Below are 16368 nucleotides of genomic sequence, written 5' to 3' on the forward strand. Positions count from 1 at the left end.
TTAACCTTTCACGCCGCCTGCGGTCAGACCGCCCACCAGCCAGCGCTGGGCGAGCAGGAAGACGACCGTGATGGGGAAGCCTGACAGCACGGCGGCTGCGGCGAAGTCACCCCACAGGTAGTTCTGCGGATAGAGGTACTGCTGGGCCCCGACCGCCAGGGTCAGATTGTTCACATCCTGCAACAGGATGGAGGCCATGGGCACCTCGGTGATGGAGCCGATGAAGGCCAGGATGAACACCACCGCCAGAATGGGCACCGACAGGGGCAGCAGGATCAGGCGGAACGCCTGCCACGGAGTAGCGCCATCGATGGCCGCCGCCTCCTCCAGGGAAGAGTCGATGGTCTCGAAGTAGCCCTTGATGGTCCAGACGTGCAGGGCAATGCCCCCCATGTAGGCCAGGATCAGGCCGCCGTGGGTGTTGAGACCCAGCCAGGGGATGTAGTCACCGATCTTGTTGAAGAGCGCGTAGATGGCCACCAGTGCCAGCACCGCCGGGAACATCTGGAAGATCAGCATGCCCTGCAGGATGGTGGACTTGCCACGGAACCGTAGACGGGCGAAGGCGTAGGCACAGGTGGTGGAGAGCACCACTATCATCAGGGCGGTGATGCCCGCCACCTTGATGGAGTTCCACAGCCAGGTCAGCACCGGGAACGGCGGCGGCGTGATGCTGCCATCGGCGTTGGTGATGGACATTCCGAGCGCCAGCTTCCAGTGATCCAGGGTCGGATTGGTGGGGATGATCTCCCCCACCGAGAAGTTGCCGTTACGGAACGAGATGGCGATGACCATGATCAGCGGGAAGATGATCAGTGCCAGGAAGCCCCACATCACCAGGTGGGTTGCCCACACCCGGTATTTGACTGATTTGGGTTGTACGATTGCCATGTTGAAGCCTCCTTACAGTTGCTTGTCGGCTTTGGACAATTTCAGGTTGAGCAAGGCCAGCGCACCCACGATGAGGAAGATGGCGGTGGCGATGGCACTGGCCAGACCGTAGTCCTGACCACCCGAGCCCTGGAACGCGATCCGGTAGGTGTAGCTCACCAGCAAGTCGGTGGTCCCGGCCGGCGTGGTGGCCCCGATGATGTCCGGCGCCCCGTTCGTCAACAACTGGATAAGTACGAAGTTGTTGAAGTTGAAGGCAAAGGATGCAATCAACAGCGGTGTCAGCGGCTTCATCAAGAGCGGTACGGTGATCTTGAAGAAGTTCTGTACCGGCCCCGCCCCGTCCATGGCAGACGCCTCATAGAGATCTTCCGGAATCGCCTTGAGCAGGCCCATGCAGAGGATCATCATGTAGGGGTAACCGAGCCAGGTGTTGACGATGAGGATCATCACCTTGGCCAGGAAGGGATTGGTGTACCAGTCCGGCTTGATGCCGAAGGCCGCTTCCAGGAACAGGTTGATTTCACCGAAGTTCTGGTTGAACAAGCCCTTGAACACCAGGATGGAGATGAACGCCGGTATCGCATAGGGCAGGATCAGCATGACCCGGTAGAAACCACGCCCCCTGAGCTGCTCCCACTGCACCAGACACGCCAGCACCATGCCGATCGCCAGGGTGAACGCCACCGAACAGGCGGAGAAGATCACGGTCCAGACGAAGATCTGCATGAAGGGACTCTGGATACCCGGGTCCGTCATGATGCGCATGAAGTTTTTCCAACCCACGCTCACCACGAAACCGGGGGCAACGCCCTTGCCGACGAAGTGACCTTCCGCATCGATGTACTGGTAGAAGCCGGTGTCACCGTTGGGCAGCATCAGCTCGCCGCTCTGGTTGTCACGCAGCAGGTTGCTGTCCTTGATCATGACGCCGGACTTGAGCACGGCGCCGTCGACCAGCTGGGTATAGAGTTGCTTCTGGGCGGCGAACTTGCGCAGGCTGCTCAGGGTCAGATGGATATTGCCTTCGGGCAGTACCACATCCAGGGCACTCAGGTGGGTGCGGTGATCGACGATGGCACGAATGGGTGCCGCCTTGCCGACCGTGGCCCCGTCCAGAGGCTGCAACTGAACAACCTGGGGCTCGTCACGGACCCGTCCTTCACGGACGGCCAGGGTACGCGCCTTGTTGTTCAGCAAGGTAAGGGGTTGACTGATAAAGGATTGGTCGTCCTGTTTCAGCAGCAGCTGAAACTGATTGTTCTCACCACCCAGGAGGGTGAAATCGAATTCACCGCCGGTCACCTTGTAGGTTTTTTTCAGATGGTAATCCCGTGCCTGCTCAAGGGAGAGCAAGTTGGATCCCGAATAGTTGGTGAAGGCGATGCCGATCGTGTAGGCAAGAGGGAAGATGATAAAAACAACCATGCCTGCCACACCGGGGAAAATATAACGGTGGGCATAGGTCTTCTTGTTCATGAAGACATAGAGACCGACGGATACGACCACCAGATCGAGCAGGGCAAATACCCACTCGCCGCTGGCATACATCATCACGGCCGCATAACCATTAAGCACTGCGATCAGTGCCGCCATGGTCCATTTCAGCCAGACGTACTTGTCTTTCTTCGGACCGGCATAGGATTCGATAGAAGGTACTACTTCCATGCCAATTAACCTTTATTGCGCCAAGAGAGATTGAGAGAGTGGGAGGCCCGAAGGCCTCCCGGGTAGTGCATGCTTACTGGACGATACGCTTGGCAGCGGTATCCAGGGCTTCGTCAACACCCTGACGGCCAGAGGTGACGTTCTTGAGGGCGGTTTCGAAGGAGGACCAGAAACGGCTCATCTCGGGCACGGACGGCATCGGTTCGCCGTTCTGGGCGTTCAGCATGGTGGCCTTGATGTTGGGGTCGGCTTCCAGGGTCTTCTGGAAGGACTTCAGGGCCACGGCACCCAGCGGCTTGTCGGCGTTCATCGGCGCCAGACCGGCATCGGTCAGCAGGTAGTTCTCGAGGAACTCGATGGCCAGATCCTTGTTCGGGCTGGCGGCGTTGATGGTGGCACCCAGTACGCCAACGAAGGCCTTGGCGGGCTTGCCTTTCAGGGTCGGCAGCTGGGCTACGCCATACTTGATGCCGCTCTTGTCCAGGTTGCTCCAGGCCCAGGGACCGTTGATCATCATGGCCACTTCGCCCTTGTTGAACTTGGCGTCCATCACACCGTAGTCGATGCCCTTCTCCAGGTGACCGGATTTGATCATCTCGGAGATGTAGCCGACGCCGGCCTTGGCACCTGCGTTGTTCACGCCGGTGTCTTTGACGTCATAGCCGGTGGCGGTCTTCTTGAAGGCATAACCACCGTTGGCAGCCACCAGGGGGTAGCTGAAGTAGGGGGTGTCATAGGCCCACATGATGGCGCGCTTGCCATTTTTCTTCAGGTCTTCGTCGATCTTGGCGATCTCTTCGAAGGTCTTCGGCGGGTTGGGCAACAGATCCTTGTTGTAAATCAGGCTGACGGCTTCTACCGCGACCGGGTAGCCATAGGTCTTGCCATCGACGGTCATGGCATCCCAGGCGAATTGCTCGAACTTGGCCTTGGTGGCGGCATTCGGGGTCACGGGAACCAGCAGACCGGACTTGACCCACTCACCGTAACGGTCGTGAGCCCAGAAGAAGATGTCCGGGCCGTTGCCGGTGGCGGCGGCTTGCTGGAATTTGACTTCAACCTGATCCGGGTGGGCGACGGTGACCTTGATGCCGGTTTCGGCTTCAAACTTCTTGCCGACTTCGGCCAGGCCGTTGTAGCCCTTGTCACCGTTGATCCAGATGGTCAGCTGACCTTCATCAATGGCAGCAGTGGCAGAGCAGGCCACGCCCAGGGTAGCCAGACCGATCAGGGATGACAGCAATTTCTTTTTCATGAGCCTTTCCTTGTATTAGTTCCGCGCTGTAAGAGCATTGTGTGCAGATGAATATTATCCCAAGCAGTCAATGCCTCACATGACACGCCTCGCATTTTTGAAATGCAATTACGTATTTTCTTCCAGAAAGTTATGAAAACATTTTCTTATTTCAGCGACTTAGGAAGGGATATCCCCATATTTTTGCCAAGATATGGAAATTAAATTACAGAAAGGAAATTAATTTACGCCATTGAAAGGGATTTCACCCCACTGAAAACCCTTTCACTCCCGATATTTTGTTCAATGTGTTAACAAAAGTACTGAGGTGGTTTCCATCTACATCACCCCCTTAAATAAAAAGGCACCGGAGCGGACTCCGGTGCCTTTTTGCAAGAAATGACGGCTGGATCACATTACGACTGGCGCAGCAATTGATCCTTGAGATTGGGCGGGACTCCCCTGATGGTCAGGGTGTCGGTCTGGGGATCGTAAAAGACCCGGCTGTTGAGCAACTTCTGCTCGAAGCTCAGGGTCAGGCCGCCACCGGAGCCCACAAACTTGGTCAAGCCCCGCAGGGTGGAACGGTCCGCCGGGAAGCGCTCCTCCAGCTCGTACTCCTGACCGATGAAGCTGTAAAAATCGAGGTCCCCATCACCGGGCAATTCCGCCGACAGCTCCTTGATCTCGATCTCCTCGCCGGCGCTGGCCTGCTCGGTGCAATATTTGAAGACCTGCTTCTTGTAGTCATTGCGCTCGGCCGGTTCGAGCTGGCGGCTGTCGCAATAATCGTCCACCGCCTGCAGCAACCCCTTGTTCTGGATCTTGGCATCCATGCCCTCCCGGGCCCCCAGCAGATCCATGAAGAAATCCCCCAGCTTGCGACCGACCCGGCCCTTGCTGAAGGTGATATAACGACGCGAATCCCCCTGGGTTTTCCACTCGGTGAGATCGATGCGGGCCACCAGATTGAGTTTGCCGATATCCAGGTACTGGATGTGGCGCAGCTCCAGCGCCTCGCTCACGGTGACGCTCTCCTTGCCTTCCAGCAGGGCGATCATCAGGTAATCCACCCCCACATAGTTGTACTTGGCAATCAGCAACACCCCCTGCTCGTCCAGGGCATGCTCCACCAGCTGCTTGACCAGCATCTGGGTCAGGTTGACGGAAAAGGGGACGAACTCGGTCTGCTCCGCCAGCAGCTGCTCCAGGGCGATGCGAAAGGCGGGGGAAGGCTGCTTGGGGGCGTCTTCCCCCTCCGCCAGCTCGGCGACGGCGGCCTCGGGATCGGCGAAGAAGCCAAAGCCCTTTCCCCCCTTGCCGTTGTAGATGCGATGCAGCTCCGCCATCAGCCCTTGTACCGCCTCGTCGGCAGGCAGGGTCTGGCTGCGGGTATCGGCGTGGGGCTGGCCATCGTTGCCCGCCCGCAGGGAGTGAAGAATGATCTTGTCGATATCGAGACTCATGTCACAAAGCCATAGTGTTAGCCGAAAGGGTGAAGTATTATAAGGCGCTTTGAACCGAGGTGAACCCAAGATTATGCCCATCGTATCAAAGTACAATAACGAGCAGTTTGACGCCCTGATGAACGACCTGATCACCGCCCTGGAGAAACACAAGGCACCGGTGGATCTCAGTCTGATGGTCCTTGGCAACCTGACCACCAACATCATCAACGGCATGGCCCCGGCCCAGCGCCAGGCGATCACCGAGAAGTTCATCCAGGCACTCACCGCCTCGGTGGGCCATCGCCACGATGCGCACTGAGTTTCTTCGCATTCTTTGATGTTTTTCAAGCAGATGGATCATTATGGTCGAAACCGGCAACCCCTATCGCGATAATGTCTCTCGCCTGATCACCTGGGGGCATTGGTTCTCCTTCTTCAACATCATCCTGGCCATGCTGATCTCGACCCGTTACCTGGGCGCCATCAGCTGGCCGTCGACCACGCTCGGCGTGACCTATCTCGTCATCAGCTGGATAGGTCATTTCTCGTTCCTGAGCTTCGTCACCTATCTGCTGACCATCTTCCCCTTGAGCTTCATCCTGCCCAGGGAGAAGCCGCTGCGCTTCATTTCATCCATCATCGCCACCCTGGCACTGGTGCTGCTGCTTATCGACACCCAGGTGTTCCAGCTGTTCAAGTTCCACTTGAATGGCCAGGTGTGGCAACTGCTGCTGGATCAGGCGCAGACCGAAGAGGGCTCTATCTGGAGCATCATCTTCGTGGCGGTGCCCGCCATCTTCCTGCTGCAACTGCTGCTGTCGGCCTATGTGTGGCGCAAGATCAACAAGCGCAAACGCCGCCAGTACGGCAATCAGGTGGGACTGGCCCTGCTGGTCTGCTTCATCCTGACCCATCTGGTCAACAGCTGGGCGGATGCGACCCTGTATCAACCCATCACCATGCAGCGGGCCAACTTCCCCCTCTCCTACCCCATGACCGCCAGGAGCTTCCTGGCCAAGCATGGCTGGCTCGACCTCGAGCAGTATGAGAAGAAGGCCGAAGATCAGGGAAGCGCTGAGCACCGTCTGCTCTATCCCTTGCGCCCCCTCAGCGTGAGCGCACCCAGCGATCACAAGAACCTGCTGGTGGTGGTGGTCGACTCCCTGCGAGCCGACATGCTCAACAACATCAACATGCCCAATCTGCAACGCTACGCGGACAACCACTTCAATTTCCGCCAGCACATGAGTGGTGGCAATGATGAAGCCATGGGGATGTTCAGCCTCTTCTACGGGCTGCCCGGCCACTATTACGGGGACATCCGGGCCGACAAGCGCCCCCCCGTGCTGTTCGACGAGATGCTGCGTCAGGACTACCAGTTCGGCCTGTTCGGTGCACTGGAAGATGCCAAGCAGTATCGCCAAAGTCTGCTTGCGGGTCTGCGCAAGCAGGTCTTCGTCTCCCGCCAGACCGATGACCGCAGGCTCATCGACGACTGGCAGCAGTGGCTTGGCACGCGCACCGCGGACAGACCATGGTTCTCTCTGGTCTATCTCTCTAGCCCGGGGGATTATCAGGTGCCCGCCAGCATCAAGGGCCCCTTCCAGCCCGAGTTGACCCGCTTCAACCCGGCCACTGCCTATCGGCCCGAGAACCTGCAGAAGCTGGAGAACCGCTACAAGAACGCGGTCTTCTATACCGATCAACTGCTGGAGCAGATGCTGACCCAACTGCAATTGCAGGGGCTTGATGATCAGACCATCGTCGTGATCACCTCCAACCACGGTCAGGAGTTCAACGAGACCCAGAGCAACAGCTGGGGCTATGGCAGCAATTACTCGACCTATCAGGTGCAGGTCCCCCTGGTGCTGGCCTGGCCAGGTGCCGAACCTGCGCCCCAGGCGCAGGCGAGCAGCCACCTGGATCTGGTACCGACCCTGATGAAGAACATGCTGGGTGTACGCAACCCCTATCGTGACTACAGCACGGGGCGCAACCTGTTCGAAGCCAGTACACGCACCTGGCTGCTGGCGGGGGATCAGAATGACTTCGCCATCTATCAGGGCAACACCATCACCCAGTTCAACAAGCAGGGGGACTTCGAGCTGCTGGACCGCGACACCTATCGCCCCATCAAGCACGGCACCCCGGACATGGGCACCCTGATCCAGGTGATGAACGAGCTCAATCGCTTCTATCGCGCCCCCTGATCAGCGCCAGCCCACCTCCTTGAGCCCGCCCCTATGGCGGGCTTTTTCTTGCCCGCACCACACCCGTCCTCCTGTTTCCCATGGCGTCATTCGCAAACGTATGCCACCACCTTACTGATTTATCTCTCAAAAAAGTTCAATTCGATCAATATCATAAGAAAAATGATAATGATTGTCATTTATTGATCTGCTTGACTCCCTCTGCAATAATCCGCGCCCTCAGGCTTAAATAATAATTATTCTCAAATATGAAAATTCGACTTCTTCACTACTGGCCCATGCTGCTGTCCGGTACGGCGCTGGCTGCCAGCGATCCCGCCGGGGTCGACACAACGGACATGCCCCCCGAACTCAAGGGGCGGGAAACCATCGTGGTCAAGGGACAGCGCATCGAGCAGAAGCTCTCCGACGTGTCGGGTTCCATCACCGTCATCACGGAGGAGGATCTGGATCGCCAGGTTGCCACCGAGCTCACCGATGTGTTCAAGAACGAACCCGGCGTCTCGGTGACCGGCTCCGCCGGCCGCCCCCAGAACATCCTCATCCGCGGTATGGGCGGCAACCGGGTGCTCATCATCAAGGACGGGGTGCGGGTCAGCGACGGCTTTGGCGCCGACGACCTCAACGACAAGGTGGGGCGCTTCAGCTTCGATCTCGACGACGTCAAACAGATAGAGGTGGCCAAGGGAGCCGGTTCCTCCCTCCATGGCTCCGATGCCATCGGCGGCACCATCGTCATCAGCACCAAGCAGCCGGAAGATTACCTTCAGGGCCAGGATGCCTATCTCGGCAGCAAGGTGCTGCACGATGGCAGCAGTGACAAGCAGAAGCTGAGCGCCACCGGCGCCGCCCGGATACGGGATACCGAACACCTGCTGCGCCTCTCCGGCTGGCAGGGGCATGAGACCGCCAACTACGACGAGAGCCGCATCCCGGCGGATCTGGATGGCATCAGCGCCTCCACCAGCTCTCGCATCCAGTTGAACGAACATCATCTGCTGCGCCTCGAACTCGACTACTTCGAGGACAACGCCGAGCGGGATCAGGGGCCGCGCGAAGTGCCCCAGCCCGATGGCAAGTGGCAGGTGCGCCAGTACCACGAGCAGGGCAGCCAACACACCCAGGGGGGCAAGCTGGCCTGGGAGGCGAGCAACCTCGACACAATACTGGCCGACAGTCTCACCTGGAGTGCCTACGGCAATCACTCGAAAAACACCGCCAACAAGCGCAGCCTGCTGCAAAACGATCTGCTGAGCGGTTATCCGCGCTATCGCAGCGAACGGGAACTCGCCACCTTCACCGAAGACAGGATCGGTACCGAGCTGGATGTGCGCCGGGATCTCGCCACCGGCCATCTCGCCCATCAGCTCAGTTACGGCATCGAGCTCGAGCGCACCACCCACGAGCGGCCGGTGGAGAAGCTGAGTCTGGAGGCTGGCATTCCCCAACCCGGCCAGTCCGCCCCCTTCAGCCGCGCCCGTACCGACAGGGCCGGAGTCTGGCTCGGCGACGTGGCCAGCCTGGGCCAGTGGCAGTTCACCCCCACCCTGCGCATGGATCACCAGTGGCTCACGCCGCTGGACGGCAGCCACGACAGCAACCACAGCTGGCACCTCTCCCCGAGCCTGGCCACCAGCTACCGCTTCAACGACCAGTGGCGCAGCTGGCTCAGCTATGCCAACGGGTTCCGGGCACCTTCCTACGACAAGGTGTACGGCAACATCCCCCACTACTTCGCTCTGCCACCCTTCGAGATCATCGCCAACACCGGGCTCAAGGAGGAGACCAGCCACAGCATCGAGTGGGGGCTGAGTGGCGAGGGGGACAACTGGAGCATCAAGCCAGCGCTCTTCTACAACCGCTACTACAACTTCATCGACTGGCGCGAGGTGGGGCTGCGCCTGAGCGATGGCGTCATCCTGCGCCAATATCGCAACGTCGCCAAGGCCGAAACCTGGGGGGCCGAACTCGCCGCCAGCTACTGGCTGACCCAGGAGTGGGAGCTCGCCACCAAACTCGGCTGGGTCGATGGCGAGGACAACAAAGGTGAAGCGCTGCGCACCCTGACGCCCCTCGAGGGCAACACCCGTCTGAGCTATCAGGCCAATGAGTGGAGCCTGGGTATTGAGGCGGACTATGCCGCTGCCATGAGCCGGGTGCCCACCTGCGGCAACAGCCTGACCGGCCGCCAGGGGGACTGCCTCGAAAGTGCCGGCTGGCTCAGTTTCGCCCTGACGGCCGACTGGCTGGTCACCGACGCCCTCAAGGTCAACCTCAAGCTCGACAACCTGTTCGACACCCGCTACACCCGCTATCAGGATGTGGCCGGGCTGGAAGCCGGGACCGATGCTTCCCTCTTCACCCAGAGCGGCCGCACCCTGAGTGCCAGCCTGCGCTACACCTTCGTGGGGATCTGATGCACAGCTTACTGATCCTGGCCAGCCTGCTGGCCACGCCGGTCCCCGCCTCTCCCCTGCCTGAGGCAACCCTGGAGGCCGCGCCCCTCATCCCCGAGCGCCCGCAACTGATGAAGGGGGAGATAGCCCGCCTCGATCCCTATGGTGGCTGGCGTGACGACAGCCGCCAGGATCCCGCCCTCCTGACACTGCTGCGCGAGCAGAACCGCTGGACCGAGCGGCAGCTCGCCGACCAGGTGCCACTGGTGCAGCGCCTGCAGACAGAGTGGCAGGGCCGGGAGCGGGGCGAACCCGTGCCTGACGACTGGCTTAGCCAGGCTGGCAGCCAGTGGCGCATGGAGGCGGACGGTAGCCTGTGGCAACGCAGCGACGCCAATGCCGCCCCCCGAAAGCGGCTGGCTCCCCGCCAACCTGCGAAGGGGTATTACGAGCTCGCTGCCTGGGCCCTTCACCCGGACGGGCAACTGCTTGCCCTGGCCGAAGACCGTAGGGGAGATCGGGACTACCGCATCACCCTGCTGGATCTGGCGAGTGGCGAGACACTGGCCTCTTTGCCTCACCGCGCCGGCGATCTGCTCTGGAGTCTGGATGGCAAGACCCTCTACACCCTCGCCAACGAGCGCCAGACCCTGCGCCCCTGGCAACTGCTGGCCTGGCAGGATGGCAAGGAGACCCTGGTGTATGAGGAGCGCGATCCCGCCTGGCTGCTCGGCCTCTATCGCACCACGGATCGCCGCCACCTGGTGCTGCAAAGCAACAACCACGACAGCTCGGAGCAATACCTGCTGGACGCGGGTCGGGCCGACCTGCTCAAGGGGCGCGAGCGCGGCCTCGAATACTACCTGGATACCCAGGGGGACAGGGTGCTGCTCAAGAGCAACCGGGACGGCGCCCTCGGCCTCTATCAGGTGGCCGACTTGAGCCAGGTTGCGAAGGGAAAGTGGCAACGGCTCTGGTCCGGCGAGGGCCGGGAACTCGAGAAGTGGCGCCTCTTTGCCCGGCACACCGTGCTGCAATACCGCAAGGAAGGGGATGACTGGCTCGATGTGCTGGATGCCAAAGGTGCGTTGATCCACAGCCTGCCGCTCACCGATGGCGCAGGCACGGCCTGGATCCAGGGCAGCCAGGAACCGGCCAGCGACAAGGTGCTCATTCGCCGCCAGGGTATGGCCGAGCCACCTCACCAGCGCTGGCTGGATCTCGCCTCCGGCGCCTGGGAGGGGACACCCGAGAGCAGGGACACTTCTCCCTATCAGAGCGAGCGACGCTGGATCGCGGGCAAGGATGGGGTCAAGGTGCCTGTCTCCCTGGTCTGGCGCAAGGGCATTACCCACCCCAGGGCACTGCTGCTCTACGGCTATGGGGCCTACGGCACCCCCATGCGTCCCTACTACCAGCCCCGGGTGCTGAGCCTGCTGGATCGCGGCTTTGTCTACGCCATCGCCCATGTGCGCGGGGGCGGTCTGCTCGGCGAATCCTGGTACCGGGAGGGTCGTGGCCGGGACAAACAGCACAGCGTGGATGATTTTCTCGCCGTGGCCGATGCCCTGGCACAGGATCCCGCCATCGATCCCGCCCGGCTGTTTGCCATGGGCGGCAGCGCCGGCGGCCTGCTGGTGGCAGCGGCACTCAACCAGGCGCCCACCCGTTTCGCCGGGGCCGTGCTGCAAGTTCCCTTCGTCGACCTGCTGGGCACCATGCAGGATCCCGAGCTGCCCCTCACCCGGCAGGAGTACGCCGAGTGGGGTAATCCGGCCATCCCGGGTGACTATGCCGCGATGCGCCGCCTGAGCCCCTACGACAACCTGCACAAGGTCCCTTATCCCCCCGTCTATGTGACGGGCGGCCTGCACGACAGTCAGGTGCCCTACTGGGAACCCCTCAAGTGGATAGCCCGCCTGCGATCCCATAGCACGGGAACAGGCCCCTATCTGCTGCGCACCGAACTCGACGGCGGCCACCTGGGCACCCCCCGAACGGCGGCGCTGCGTGCGGCGCAGGAGTTTGCCTTCCTGCTCACCCTGGCGGGCGTCAACCACTGACCCCTTGTCCTCTTTTTCTGGAGTGAACCATGAAACCCTCTTCCCTGGCCCTCTGGCTGGCGGCAACCCTGATCTCATCGCCGCTGCTGGCGGCCGATCTGCAGTTTGTCGATGAACCACCCCTGACCACGACGCCGAAGCGCTGGCTCGAGCAGCGCCTCGGTGTGCTCCTCGCCCCCGATTACGACAGGGCCAGCCTGCTCGGCCACCATTACAGCTTTCGCCAGCTGGTGAACGGCCTGCCGGTGGCCGCCACCCAGGCCGCCGTCAGTGTCGACGGGGACGGCCGCCCCTGGCGCCTCTATCACAACCTGCGCCCCTTGCGGAGCACAGCGCCCGGCTGCGATGCCAGCGGCACCCTGGATCCCCTGCTCGCCACCCTGCGCACCGACGGCAACCAGATAGAGACGCTAGGACCGGTCGAAGCCTGGTACTGGCGAGACGGCGATACCCTGGTGCCTGCCCTGCGCCAGCGGGTGCGCGAGCACAAGGCAGGCAATGCCAAGGCCAGCCAGGTGCAGCTGTTTGCCCGTTGCGACGGGGAGCAGGAGCTTGGCCGTCTCGGGGATCAGGCAACTACCCGCCCTCTGCATGTCGCCGACGCAGGCGATATGCTGGTTCAGGCCCGGGTGTTCGACCCCGATCCCCGCACCCGCCTGCAGGACGCCAGCCTGGTCTGGCACGACGCGCTGGTGCTGGCAGAGGCCGCCTACCAGGATCCGGTTCCCCTGCCGGTGAGCGTGCAAGCCGGGCAGTATCGCCTGAGCGGCCCCCATGCCAGGGTGGTGGATGTCATGGCCCCCGAATCGGCCCCCTACAGCAGCAGTGACGTGCAGGGTTTTCGCCTGACCCGGGACGATCGCGGCTTTGCGGACATCAACGCCTACTACCATCTGGATCTCGCCCAGCGCCACCTCAAGGCGCTCGGTTTCACCGATCTCATCCCCGGGGCGCTCGACATCGACACGGACGCGGGCTATCAGGACAACTCCCTCTACGATCCGTTCGAACGCAGGCTGGAGCTGGGTCGCAGCGGCGTGCCCGATGCCGAGGATCCCATGGTCATCTGGCACGAGTTCGGCCACGGGGTGCAGCACCACATCCTGCCGGATCTCGGGGAAGAGGGTGACTGGGGAGCCATCGGCGAGGGCTTTGGCGACTACCTGGCCGCCAGTCATCGCCAGCGCAGCGAAGCCGGTCGCCAGTTCGAACCCGCCATGGTGTTCAACTGGGATGCCCGCTTCACCGACCGCACCCCGCGCCAGCTCGACGATCTGCGCGCCCGCTACCATCCGGACTACCGCTACCCCGCCCACCGCACCATCAACGGCAGCAACGGGGATCAGCTCTGGGGCACCCCGCTGTTCCAGGCCCTGCTGACGGCGGTGGCAGAGCACGGCGAGACCGCCAGGGACGAGTTTGATCGCGTCATCATCGAATCCCACTTCGGCCTGGGGCCGGCCATTCGCATGCCGCAACTGGCCCGGATCACCGTGGATACCGCCGCCCGTCTCTACCCGACGCGAGCCTATGCCCGTCTGCTGGAGCAGGCATTTCGCCAGCACGGGCTGCTGCAAGCTCCCGTCAATATCGCCCTCGCCGAGGGGAGCGCCATCCCGCTGGGGCAGCGCCAGTCGGTGCAGCTGACCCTCAGCAACCCGGGCAAGGGGGAGGTGACCCTCAACGAGCTGGCCCTCACCCTGCCAACCGGGTTGCAGGCCGATCCTGACAGCTGGCAACCAGCAACCCTGGCCGCCGGTGCCAGCATGACCACCACCCTGCGCCTGCTGGCCCAGAGCCCGCTCGCCTGCGGCGACGAGGCGAGCCTCTCGGTGAATCTCGCCATGAGCGGTACCAGCCACACCGAGCGCCAGTGGCAGCAATCCCTGACCCTGCCCATCGGCACCCCCGTCATCAGCCGGGCCAGTGGTCGGTCACAGCGACTGAACGATGCCCAGAGCGAGGAGGTGCGCGGCCTGAGCGAAACCAGCCTGCTGCTGGAGAAGAGCGATGCCCGTGTGAGCGACAGGCTGCAACTGAGCCTGGATCTGCAGCACGAGGCGTTGGATGAGCTGGAGATCTGGCTCAGCTCCCCCGCCGGCACCCGGGTCCAGATCTGGGACAAGGGTTACAGCCCCCTGCCGAGCCTGAAAGGGGTCTTCCCCACCGAGTTGCAGTCCCTGCAACCCTTCAGCGCCTTCGAAGGAGAACCCCTGGCCGGTCGCTGGACCCTGGAGGTGGTGGACAGCAAACCGGGCAATCAGGGTTTCCTGAACGGGTGGAGCATCAGTCAGCGTACCGGCGCCCAGTGCGGCAACACCGTGCCCGTGCCGGATGACGGCATCATCCGCTTCGATACCTCGGACAGCAGTGGCGGGGGGGCCTTCCCCCTGCTCTGGCTGCTGCCGCTGGCCCTGTGGCGCCGTCTGCGTCGCCTCTGACTCTCCCTATATAAAGAAGAGAGGGGCCAAGGCCCCTCCAAGGACACACCATGACCATGAGAATGACCCCGATCGTCTGCCTGCTGGCCCCCCTGCTCAGCGCCTGTGGCGGCGGTTCGGACGAGGCTCCCCTGACCGCGCCGGACTATCGCCTGACGGTCAGCCTGCCCGCTGCGGGCACCCTGTGCATCAACCTGAACCAGAACGACGGCTGCGAAGCCAATGAGCCCGCCGTCAGCGGCGAGGCCGGTGCCCACTCCCTGACCCGGCGCCCCCCTGATCTGCTCACCACTCCCCTGCTGTTCATTCCGGCGGATCCCGCCGCCCTGCCCCTGGCCCACCCGGCGGCTCGCCAGGACAACCAGCACCTCACCCCCAGCCCCCTCAGCACCCTGCTGCAGACGCGTATCTCGGACGGGCTGCCACCGGCTCAGGCCCTGACGGACGTGCTGCTCGCCCTGGCCCCCCTTCACCCCGGCCCAGATCTGGCGGCACTGGCGCAGCTGGGCGACTTCAACCGCGCCCTCGCCGAGCTGGCCCTCGCCGCCTTAGATGACAAGGCCACCCTGCCCACCTTTGCCGCCAGCGAGCGCCGCCTGCAGATCTGGCAGGGGCTGGTCACCCTGCTGCCCGAGCTCGCCCGGCACTTTGCCGCAAGCCCCGAGCTCCTGAGCCAGCAGGCCAGACTCGCCGCCGTGCTGCAGCAGCAGCAACCCCGGGCGTTGGTGACCGCAGGTGGCGTCACTACCTACACGGACGGGGTGGATTATCTGCTGACCCAGGAGCCTGCCGATCACCCGGGCCAGGAGGCGAGCCTGGGCCTGGCGCCCCTGCGCTATCGCAAGCTGGACGGCAAGGGGCAACCCCTGGCGGACAATGCCGACGAGTGGGAGTGCGTGGAGGATCTCAATACCGGCCTCGTCTGGGAGAAGAAGCTGGCGGATCCGGACAGTCCGAGGGATCTGCACCGCACCTTCGCCTGGGAGTTCGACAACTATCACCCGACCCAGGAGGAGCGGGATTACGCCTGTCCCGAGGGGGAGGCCATCTGCACCACGGAGCAGTACCGTCAGTGGCTCAATGCACAGCAACTGTGCGGCATCACCCACTGGCGCCTGCCCCACGCCCGTGAGCTGATGAGTTTGCAGCACTACGGCTCCCTCGCCCGCCAGGATGGCCAGCTCGTCACCCTGGATGTGCGCTACTTCCCCGATGTCGGCACCGGACTCAATGGCTTCGATGGCTATTACTGGAGCCAGACCCTGACCCCGTCCCGTCGGCTGGAGAGCGCGCCTCTGAGCGCCATCGCCCACATCTTCCTCGGCGAGGACGCCGGTGCCGACTATCCCACCTCAGTTCAAAACAGCAATGACGCCAACGGTCTGCAACTGCGCCTGGTGGCCGAGGTAACCCGATGAACAAGTATCTTCTGACCCTGCTGCTCACCCTGTGCAGCCCCCTGGCACTGGCCATCGCCATCTGCGACGACGCCCTGCCCCGTACCAGCCCCACCGCCCGTTTCCAGGATCACGGCAACGGCACCGTCACCGACAGGGGCACCGGTCTGACCTGGATGCGCTGCCAGCTCGGCCAGACCTGGCGCAACCAGAGCTGCGAGGGGGAACCCACCCGCCTCTACTGGCAACAGGCACTGCAGACGGCGGAACGGATCCGCACCGAACCGAGCCATGCCCTGTATGGCTTTGGTGGTCATCACGACTGGCGCCTGCCCACCATCAAGGAGCTCGCCAGCATTCTGGAGTCCGCCTGTTACAAACCGGCATTGAACGAAACCATCTTCCCCCGCGCCATGGCCGGGGATGGCAAGGAGGTGAACGACGGCTATGTCTATCTCTGGTCCTCCACCCCGGTGCCGGCCCTTCAGGGCGTCGCTTACCTGGACATCACCAGCGGCTCCGTCGCCCAGCGCGCCCCCCGCTCTTGGGCGAAACAGGTTCTGCTGGTGAAGTGACAGCCTGGCCATGGGGGTCACCCGGCCCCCTGTTTGACACGAGGC

11 protein-coding genes are annotated in these 16368 nt (G+C 62.5%); 7 read left to right on the plus strand and 4 right to left on the minus strand.

The window, feature by feature from the left end; all coding sequences use genetic code 11:
- The 4 genes from malG to yejK form a co-directional block, all read right to left on the minus strand.
- Nucleotides 1–891: a maltose ABC transporter permease MalG gene (gene malG, locus I6L48_RS17515; protein ID WP_010674251.1), complete on the minus strand. Its 891-nt coding sequence runs from the start codon at nucleotides 889–891 to the stop codon at nucleotides 1–3.
- Between the two features lie 12 nt (nucleotides 892–903).
- Nucleotides 904–2559, minus strand: a complete 1656-nt coding sequence (malF, locus tag I6L48_RS17520) for a maltose ABC transporter permease MalF (RefSeq protein WP_216987545.1) — start codon at nucleotides 2557–2559, stop codon at nucleotides 904–906.
- Between the two features lie 73 nt (nucleotides 2560–2632).
- Complete coding sequence (gene malE, locus I6L48_RS17525) at nucleotides 2633–3814, minus strand: maltose/maltodextrin ABC transporter substrate-binding protein MalE (protein ID WP_010674249.1); 1182 nt, start codon at nucleotides 3812–3814, stop codon at nucleotides 2633–2635.
- 395 nt (nucleotides 3815–4209) lie between these two features.
- A complete protein-coding gene (gene yejK, locus I6L48_RS17530) occupies nucleotides 4210–5259 on the minus strand; it encodes a nucleoid-associated protein YejK (protein ID WP_039038628.1) in 1050 nt (349 codons plus the stop codon).
- Nucleotides 5260–5332: 73 nt separating this feature from the next.
- Here yejK and I6L48_RS17535 point away from each other — a divergent pair, with 73 nt between their 5' ends.
- The 7 genes from I6L48_RS17535 to I6L48_RS17565 all read left to right on the plus strand — a co-directional run bounded on the left by I6L48_RS17535 (nucleotide 5333) and on the right by I6L48_RS17565 (nucleotide 16323).
- The gene (locus I6L48_RS17535) at nucleotides 5333–5560 is read left to right on the plus strand and encodes a YejL family protein (protein WP_039038627.1); all 228 of its coding nucleotides are present in this window, start codon (nucleotides 5333–5335) and stop codon (nucleotides 5558–5560) included.
- A 43-nt stretch (nucleotides 5561–5603) separates the two neighbouring features.
- Nucleotides 5604–7451, plus strand: coding sequence for a DUF3413 domain-containing protein (locus I6L48_RS17540; RefSeq protein WP_042015924.1), 1848 nt, complete (start codon nucleotides 5604–5606; stop codon nucleotides 7449–7451).
- A 248-nt stretch (nucleotides 7452–7699) separates the two neighbouring features.
- Nucleotides 7700–9868 (plus strand): TonB-dependent hemoglobin/transferrin/lactoferrin family receptor, encoded by a 2169-nt coding sequence (locus tag I6L48_RS17545; RefSeq protein ID WP_081999410.1) that lies wholly within the window; start codon nucleotides 7700–7702, stop codon nucleotides 9866–9868.
- A complete protein-coding gene (locus I6L48_RS17550; protein ID WP_216987546.1) occupies nucleotides 9868–11910 on the plus strand; it encodes a prolyl oligopeptidase family serine peptidase in 2043 nt (680 codons plus the stop codon). Before I6L48_RS17545 ends, I6L48_RS17550 begins: the two co-directional genes overlap by 1 nt.
- A 29-nt stretch (nucleotides 11911–11939) precedes the next feature.
- Nucleotides 11940–14351, plus strand: a complete 2412-nt coding sequence (locus I6L48_RS17555) for a proprotein convertase P-domain-containing protein (RefSeq protein WP_216987547.1) — start codon at nucleotides 11940–11942, stop codon at nucleotides 14349–14351.
- 50 nt (nucleotides 14352–14401) lie between these two features.
- Nucleotides 14402–15769 carry a DUF1566 domain-containing protein gene (locus I6L48_RS17560; RefSeq protein WP_216987548.1) on the plus strand — a complete coding sequence of 456 codons (1368 nt, stop codon included), beginning with the start codon at nucleotides 14402–14404 and terminating at the stop codon, nucleotides 15767–15769.
- Nucleotides 15766–16323, plus strand: a complete 558-nt coding sequence (locus I6L48_RS17565; protein WP_042880439.1) for a DUF1566 domain-containing protein — start codon at nucleotides 15766–15768, stop codon at nucleotides 16321–16323. Before I6L48_RS17560 ends, I6L48_RS17565 begins: the two co-directional genes overlap by 4 nt.
- Nucleotides 16324–16368 lie beyond the last annotated feature (45 nt).

It is taken from the genome of Aeromonas sp. FDAARGOS 1418 (assembly GCF_019048585.1).
Taxonomy (GTDB): domain Bacteria; phylum Pseudomonadota; class Gammaproteobacteria; order Enterobacterales; family Aeromonadaceae; genus Aeromonas; species Aeromonas caviae.